The organism is Pseudomonas donghuensis, assembly GCF_000259195.1.
Lineage (GTDB): Bacteria > Pseudomonadota > Gammaproteobacteria > Pseudomonadales > Pseudomonadaceae > Aquipseudomonas > Aquipseudomonas donghuensis.
Window position 1 is genome coordinate 70,765 of record NZ_JH650776.1, and the last position, 7,204, is coordinate 77,968.

The window sequence follows — 7,204 nt, forward strand, 5'->3', positions numbered from 1 at the left end:
CCCTGATAGAGCTGTGCTGGCCTCATCGCGGGTCTAGCGTGATGTGGCTCAACGCACGCGCTGGGCGACCCACTGCCGGTACTGGCGGGCGCGCAGCGCATTGCCCAGTTGCTGGCCGATCAGCGCCCACAGCGGCGACACCTGCGGGCGGGGCGCCTTGCCCTGGCTGAGCTTGCGCAGCTGGAACTTGACCAAGGCCATGCTGGCCAGCGATGCCAGCGGCTTGTTCTTCCAGGTGATCGGCGCCAGCGCCGGCGCCGTGCCTTTGCCTTGCTGCCAGGCGCGGGGCAGGTTGGGGTCGATGGCTAGCGCCGTGCCGATGCCGACCATGGCCACGCCACTGTCGACCACCTGCTGGGCCACCGGCAGGCGGCGGATGCCGCCAGTGACCATCAGCGGCATGCTCGCCACCTTCTGCACGTCGCGGGCGAACTCCAGGAAGTAGGCTTCCCGGGCCAGGGTCCGCCCGTCACGGGCTTCACCCTGCATGGCCGGGGCTTCGTAGCTGCCACCGGACAACTCCACCAGGTCGACGCCCAGACCGTTGAGCAGTTGCACCACCTGACGGGCATCATCGGCACTGAAGCCGCCGCGCTGAAAGTCGGCGGAGTTGAGCTTGACTGCCACGGCAAACTGCGGCGCCACCACCGCGCGCACTGCCTTGACGATTTCCAGCAACAGCCGCGCACGGTTCTCAAGCGAGCCGCCCCAGGCGTCGTTGCGCTTGTTGCTCAGCGGCGAGAGGAACTGGCTCAGCAGGTAGCCATGCGCGGCATGAATCTCCACCCCGGTGAAACCGGCCTGTTCGGCCAGTTGCGCGGTACGGGCAAAGCGTTGGATGACATCGTCGATCACCGCCTCGGTCATCGCCTGGGGTGGGTTGAAGTGCTTCGACAGTTTGCCCATCTCCAGCGCCACCGCCGACGGCGCCCAGGTGGGCTGGCCGAGGTTGGCCGGCATTTGCCGCCCGGGGTGGTTGATCTGCAGCCAGAACTGCGCACCCTGGGCACGGCCGACACTGGCCCAGCGCTTGAACTTGGCCAGTTGCCGGTCATCCTCCAGCACCACGCCGCCCGGGCCGGTCATGGCGCGGCTGTCGACCATCACGTTGCCGCTGATCAACAGGCCGGCGCCACCTTCGGCCCAGGCCTGGTACAAGCGCAGCAATTCTACGGACGGCGCCTGGTCGGCGTCGGCCATGTTCTCTTCCATCGCGGCCTTGGCCAGGCGGTTGGGGATTTCGCTTGCGTTGGGCAATGTCAGCTTGTCGAACACGTTCATGGCAGCACCTCGGTTGATCGTGCTCAAACCATAACTTTAAAGTTAACTTTAATGTCAACAGGCTTTTTCAGCGGGGCGGGCGAGGTGCCAGGGAAGGGCCCTGGCACCATCGCATCAGCTGCGTATGAAGGCCAGCAGATCGGCGTTGATGATGTCGGCATGGGTGGTGGGCATGCCGTGGGGGTAGCCTTTGTAGGTTTTCAGGGTGCTGTTGCTCAGCAGCCTGGCCGACAGCAGGCCTGAGTTTTCGTAGGGCACGATCTGGTCGTCGTCACCGTGCATTACCAGCACCGGCAGGGTGAGGCGCTTCAAGTCCTCGGTGAAGTCGGTCTGCGAGAAGGCGACGATGCCATCGTAGTGGGCCTTGGCGCTGCCCATCATGCCCTGGCGCCACCAGTTGAGGATCACCCCTTGCGACGGTGTCGCACCGGGGCGGTTGTAGCCGTAGAACGGCCCGGCGGGAATGTCGTGGTAGAACTGCGCGCGGTTGGCCGCCAGCTGCGCCTGCAGGTCGTCGAACACCGACTTGGGCAGGCCGCCGGGGTTACTGGCGGTTTGCACCATCAGCGGCGGCACCGCCGCGAGGATCGCCGCCTTGCTGGCGCGGTCCTGGCCGTGGCGGGCCAGGTAATGGACCACCTCGCCGCCACCGGTGGAGTGCCCGACATGCACCGCGCCGCGTACGCCCAGGTGGTCGACCACTGCCGCCACGTCATCGGCGTAGTGGTCCATGTCGTGGCCATCCCAGACCTGGCTGGAGCGCCCATGGCCGCGGCGGTCGTGGGCGATCACCCGATAACCCTGGGCCAGGAAGAACAGCATCTGCGCATCCCAGTCGTCGCCGCTGAGGGGCCAGCCGTGGTGGAAGAAAATCACCTGGGCATCGCGCGGGCCCCAGTCCTTGTAGAAGATTTCAACGCCGTCTTTGGTTGTGACGAATGCCATGTTCGTTGCTCCTCTGTGATGTGTTTGCTGCGTCCTAGGGTTAAAGTGAGGTTTAAGGTCAATGCCCTGTTGAAGGCGAGCTATGAGAATAGGAGAACTGGCGAAACGCAGCGGCCTGAGTGCCTCGCGCATTCGCTTTTACGAGGCCAGCGGCCTGATCAGATCGGTGGCGCGCAAGGCCAACGGCTACCGCGACTACGCCCCGCAAGCGCTGTGGACGCTGCAAATCATCACCAGCGCCCAGGGTGCCGGGTTCAGCCTCGAGGAGATCCGCCAACTGCTGCCGGCCAACGCCGACGGCTGGCAGCATGATGCGCTGCTGGCCGGGCTCAAGCGCAAGGTCGCCGAGATCGAAGTGCTGCAGCAGCAACTGGCGCAGAATCGCGCGCAATTGCTGGTGGCCATCGACAGCATCGAAAACCGCCCCGAAGACCGCACCTGCACCGAAAACGCGCGGATGCTGATGGAACGGCTGTTGGAACAGGGGTGAGCGGAGCAGGCTTGATCTTGACGTTGACGTTAACCTTGGACCCGCCACAGCGGCCCGCTCAACCAACTGCCGGTGCCGTTGACGCAGGAGCTAGGCCGACGACCGCTTCGCGTTCTCAGGGTTGATGCATTCCCTGTGGGAGCTGGCTTGCCAGCGATGAGGCCGGTACAGCCAGCACATCAGGTGTTGCCTGGATTGCGACCGCTGCGCGCTCGATCGCGGGCAAGGCCCGCTCCCACAGGACTTGCGCCGTTCTCAAGGGCGCTGGCTCGTCAGCGATGTCTCTGGTCCATACACGGCAGCATCATTGCACTGATTGCTGTGCCTTTGGGCTGAAGCCTGCATTGCCGGGCAAGCCTTCGACAAACGCCGCAATCTGCCGACTGCCGCGCAAATGCACCACCGGCACCTGCGGCCCGATGGCCTCGCGCACTGCCTCGATTCCCGGGCGATAACCGCGATCAAAGGTCCAGACGAATTTCAAAAAAGTCAGAAACGCCCGATCAAGCTTTTCGCTACAACCTTCGGGCAGGTCGGGGCGAGGGCGGTTCAACACGCTGCGCTTGATCACCCGCCAAAAGCAGGTCAAGCGCGGTGTATCCAGCCAGATGACCAGGTCAGCGCGCGGCAGGCGCAGGTCAAAGGTACGCCGTGCATAGTTGCCTTCACACACCCAGGTGTCCTGTGCCACCGCCTCGCGCACCCGCGCGCGGTACTGCTCGGCGTCGGGCTCGACCCAGCCAGGCTCCCAGAACAGCCTGTCCAGGTGCACCACCGGCAAGCCCAGGCGTTTACCGAGAACGCGGGCGAGGGTGGACTTACCGCTACCGGCGTTGCCCAAAATGACGATCCGTTGCATGAGGGACTACCTTGTCGAAAAAAGCCGGCGATTGTGCGGGTTTTGCCGGGGCAGTTAAAGAAGGACTGGCGGGGAATCGGGACAACGGTTGAGGCCCGGCCAGTTCAAGGTACCGCCGAAAACACCGAACCCGTGATGCGTTCGCTCAACAGCTCCAGCGCGCGCAGCCCCGCCAGTGAGTTACCCGAGGCGTTCAGTGCTGGTGACCACACACAGATGCTGTAGCGTCCCGGCACAATCGCGACAATACCGCCACCGACACCGCTCTTGCCTGGCAGGCCCACACGGTAGGCAAAGTTGCCTGCCTCGTCATACAGCCCGCTGGTGGCCATGATCGCATTCACTTGTTGTGCTTGGCGTGGGTTGAGCACTTGTTCGCCGCTATGTGGGCAGTAACCGCTGTTGGCCAGGAACGCGAAGCCCCGGGCAACGTCTATGCAGTTCATGGACAAGGCGCAATGGTGGAAGTAGCTGCGTAGCACCGCATCAACATCGTTGTGGAAGTTACCGAACGCCTGCATCAGGTAGGCCATGGCGGCATTGCGTGCGCGGTGCTGGTATTCGGAGTCCGCGACCACAAGGTCGCTGGTAACGCGCGGGTTGCCTGCCAGGCGGCGGACAAAATCACGCATCGAGAGCGCTGGGGTGGCGTAACGGGACTGGTTGATATCGCAGATCACCAGTGCGCCGGCATTGATAAACGGGTTACGCGGCTTGCCTTTTTCCACCTCAAGCTGCACCAGCGAATTGAACGCCTGCCCGGAAGGCTCGTAACCCAACCGCGACCAGATATCTTCGCCGCTGTGGTTGATCGCCTGCACCAGGCTGAACACCTTGGAAATGCTCTGGATCGAGAATGGCGTGTGCGCATCCCCCGCGCAGTGCAATTGACCGTCCAAACCATGCACGGCAATGCCCAGTTGGTTGGGCTCTACCTGGGCCAGGGCGGGGATGTATTGCGCCACCTGGCCCTGGCTGAGCAGGGGACGAACTTGGTCGAGGATCTCTAGCAGTAATGCTTGCATCAGGTGTTGCCTATGGTGCGTTGGTGTCGGATCCCCCCTGGCCAGAGAGGTGTCACTGCCCATCAGGCTGAATGCCATATTTGGGGAAGTTATGACAGACGATCTTCCCCGGCAGCGGGGCACGTTTGCTCGAAAACAACTTGCCCCTGCACACACCCTTGCAACCTCGTAACCTTGCTCAACCACGTCACGCCTGGTTATGAAACGGCCGGCCAACCGAGCGTTTTCTTGCGCGGCAATGGCCCATCTGGCAAGGTTGCCGGCAAAACGCCCACCGATTGACCCGCGGTGCCTCACATCAAAGGGAATTTGACCTGTCGCTGCAATCATCCGTTCGACGTGATCTGTTGATCCTGTGGCTATCCATTGCCGCCGTTGCGCTTGTGCTGGGGTGGTTGCTGTTGATACTCAGCCGCCAAGGCGCCGGTCCCCAGATTGCGCATGCGCGCCAACTCACCGCGACCAGTTGCCAGGCGCTGCAAGCGGGGGCGGCACGCGTTCGCCAGCAGCTCCCGCCTGCAGACGATCAGCCCTATCCCATGACCCCGGCTGCGGCACAGGCGGTGCTTGATTTGGCACTGCGCGATCAGCCGGGCATGGAGGGCGGCTTCTGGCGAGCGGATGCGGGCGTGGTGGCCTACGCTTTCCCGACCTACGATGGCACGGGAATCAAGCGCGATCCGCCAAGTGCCGAGCTGGAGCGCATTGCCTCCACGGCCCAGCGTGCGCAGGATTCTGCAGGCCTTGTGGCGGACGTGCGACCGGGTTTACGCGAAGCCGTGGCGTTCGCTGCCTGCCCTGTGCCCACCGATGACCGCCGCCTGATCGCCTGGACCCTGCTGCGCGTGCCGCTGTTGGCCGCAGGCACGGTCAACACCCTGATCCTCGCGGTGAGCCTGCTGCTGGCGCTGGTGGTGGTCTCCGGCGCATGGCTGGGCTGGATGCTTGCGCGTTGGCAGCGCCAGTCGGCCCACCTGCGAGAGCAACTGGCCCAGTCCGAACGTCTGGCGACCTTGGGGCGCGTTTGCGCCGGGCTCGCGCATGAGATTCGCAACCCATTGGGCACGATGCGCATGAAGGCGGAAAACGCGATGGCTGCGCCGGCCGACCGGCGCGAAGCCCGTGTGGTTGGTGCCCTGGAGGCGGTGCTGTCGCAAACGGCACGCCTGGAGGCACTGGTGTCGAGCCTGCTGGCATTGACGCAACCGTTGCGCGCCGAGCGCCAGGCGGTTGACCTGCGGGGATGGCTGGAGGCGCAGCGCAATGCCCATGCCGAGGCGGCGCAAAAGCATGGCGTACGAATCACACTGGCGGTTGAACCGCAGCTGTCCGAAAGCGCGAAGGGGCTGGCGCTGTTCGACCCGACACAAATGGCACGGGTCTTTGACAACCTGCTGCTCAACGCGATGGCGCACACGGGAGAATGCGGTGAGATCGAACTCGGTGCGCAGCGCACGCGCCGTGGCGCATTGCTGTTGTGGGTGGCGGACGATGGTTGCGGTATTCCGGCCGACATGCGCGATACGTTGTTCGAGCCTTTCGCCACTACCCGCGCAGGCGGTACCGGCCTGGGGCTGGCGCTGGTGCGCGAGATCGTGCAGGGACACGGCGGGCGGGTCGGTCTCGCCGAGTCGGCCAAGGGCACGCGCATAGAGATGGAGCTACCGTGGCCCGAATCCTGATTGTCGACGATGACGCCGCGTTCCGTGACAGCCTTGCAGAAGTGCTGCAGGACCTGGGCCATACGGTGCTGCAGGCCCAAAGCACCGATGCGGGCCTGCACAGGCTGCGCACCGAGGCCGTGGATGCGGCCATCGTCGACCTGCGGCTGCCGGGAGAGGATGGTCTGGTGTTCCTGCGCCGTGCGGCGCGCCTCTCGCAGGTCCCTTGCATCATGCTCACCGCCTATGCGAGCGGTGGCAACACCATCGAGGCGATGAGCCTGGGCGCGTTCGACCATCTGACCAAGCCCGTGACCAGGGTCGCCCTGGTCGAAACGCTCGAGCGGGCCTTGCGTCAAGCAGCCCCCAGCCCAGACCGGCCTCAGGCGGCCGGGGCATCGCCCGGCGCAAGAGAACCTGTGGATGGCCGTGAACTGGTCAGCGCCAGCGAGGCCATGCGCCAGGTCTTCAAGCACATCGGGCTGGCTGCGAACTCCGATGCCACCGCCTTGATCCTCGGCGAGACGGGCACGGGCAAGGAACTGGTGGCGCGCGCTTTGCATCGCAACAGCGCTAGAGCCAGCGGCCCCTTCGTCGCAGTGAACTGCGCTGCGATCCCGGCTGAACTGATGGAAAGCGAGCTGTTCGGTCATGTCAAAGGCGCGTTCACCGGTGCCGTCCACGAACGCACCGGACGCTTTCGCGAGGCCGATGGCGGCACCCTGTTCCTTGACGAGATCGGCGACATGCCGCTGCCCACACAGGCGAAGATTCTGCGGGTGCTGCAGGAGCGCGAGATCACCCCCGTGGGCGCCAACCGCGTCCAGCCGGTGGACGTGCGCATCGTCGTGGCCACGCACCGGGACCTGCCCGCCGCGGTCAAGGAGGGGCGCTTCCGGGAAGACCTGTGGTACCGCCTGCAGGTGGTGCCGCTGTGGCTGCC

Annotated in this window: 7 protein-coding genes; 3 read left to right on the top strand and 4 right to left on the bottom strand. The window is 64.6% G+C overall.

Annotation, left to right across the window (positions count from 1 at the left end):
• Nucleotides 1-48: 48 nt before the first annotated feature.
• Together UW3_RS0121825 and UW3_RS0121830 are read right to left on the bottom strand one after the other, a co-directional pair.
• Complete coding sequence (locus UW3_RS0121825; RefSeq protein ID WP_010225635.1) at nucleotides 49-1,281, bottom strand: NADH:flavin oxidoreductase/NADH oxidase family protein; 1,233 nt, start codon at nucleotides 1,279-1,281, stop codon at nucleotides 49-51.
• Nucleotides 1,282-1,395: 114 nt separating this feature from the next.
• Entirely contained in the window at nucleotides 1,396-2,226 is an 831-nt protein-coding gene (locus UW3_RS0121830; RefSeq protein ID WP_010225637.1) for an alpha/beta fold hydrolase, read from the bottom strand.
• A gap of 82 nt (nucleotides 2,227-2,308) precedes the next feature.
• Here UW3_RS0121830 and UW3_RS0121835 point away from each other — a divergent pair, with 82 nt between their 5' ends.
• Complete coding sequence (locus tag UW3_RS0121835) at nucleotides 2,309-2,716, top strand: MerR family transcriptional regulator (RefSeq protein WP_010225638.1); 408 nt, start codon at nucleotides 2,309-2,311, stop codon at nucleotides 2,714-2,716.
• 304 nt (nucleotides 2,717-3,020) lie between these two features.
• On the opposite strand, the gene UW3_RS0121840 is transcribed toward UW3_RS0121835, so the two are convergent.
• Together UW3_RS0121840 and glsB are read right to left on the bottom strand one after the other, a co-directional pair.
• On the bottom strand, nucleotides 3,021-3,575 hold the full coding sequence (locus tag UW3_RS0121840; RefSeq protein WP_010225640.1) for an AAA family ATPase: 555 nt from the start codon (nucleotides 3,573-3,575) through the stop codon (nucleotides 3,021-3,023).
• A gap of 104 nt (nucleotides 3,576-3,679) precedes the next feature.
• Nucleotides 3,680-4,600: a glutaminase B gene (glsB, locus tag UW3_RS0121845; protein WP_010225642.1), complete on the bottom strand. Its 921-nt coding sequence runs from the start codon at nucleotides 4,598-4,600 to the stop codon at nucleotides 3,680-3,682.
• Between the two features lie 278 nt (nucleotides 4,601-4,878).
• Here glsB and UW3_RS0121850 point away from each other — a divergent pair, with 278 nt between their 5' ends.
• On the top strand, nucleotides 4,879-6,282 hold the full coding sequence (locus UW3_RS0121850; RefSeq protein ID WP_223253833.1) for an ATP-binding protein: 1,404 nt from the start codon (nucleotides 4,879-4,881) through the stop codon (nucleotides 6,280-6,282).
• The coding region (locus UW3_RS27490; RefSeq protein WP_010225644.1) for a sigma-54-dependent transcriptional regulator at nucleotides 6,267-7,204 on the top strand (938 nt) is incomplete at its 3' end. The genes UW3_RS0121850 and UW3_RS27490, both read left to right, overlap by 16 nt.

Coding starts and splice junctions, on each gene's coding strand:
- UW3_RS0121830 (WP_010225637.1), bottom strand. CDS start 2,226: ATGGCATTCGTCACAACCAAAGACGGCGTTGAAATCTTCTACAAGGAC.
- UW3_RS0121835 (WP_010225638.1), top strand. CDS start 2,309: ATGAGAATAGGAGAACTGGCGAAACGCAGCGGCCTGAGTGCCTCGCGC.
- UW3_RS0121825 (WP_010225635.1), bottom strand. CDS start 1,281: ATGAACGTGTTCGACAAGCTGACATTGCCCAACGCAAGCGAAATCCCC.
- glsB (WP_010225642.1), bottom strand. CDS start 4,600: ATGCAAGCATTACTGCTAGAGATCCTCGACCAAGTTCGTCCCCTGCTC.
- UW3_RS0121840 (WP_010225640.1), bottom strand. CDS start 3,575: ATGCAACGGATCGTCATTTTGGGCAACGCCGGTAGCGGTAAGTCCACC.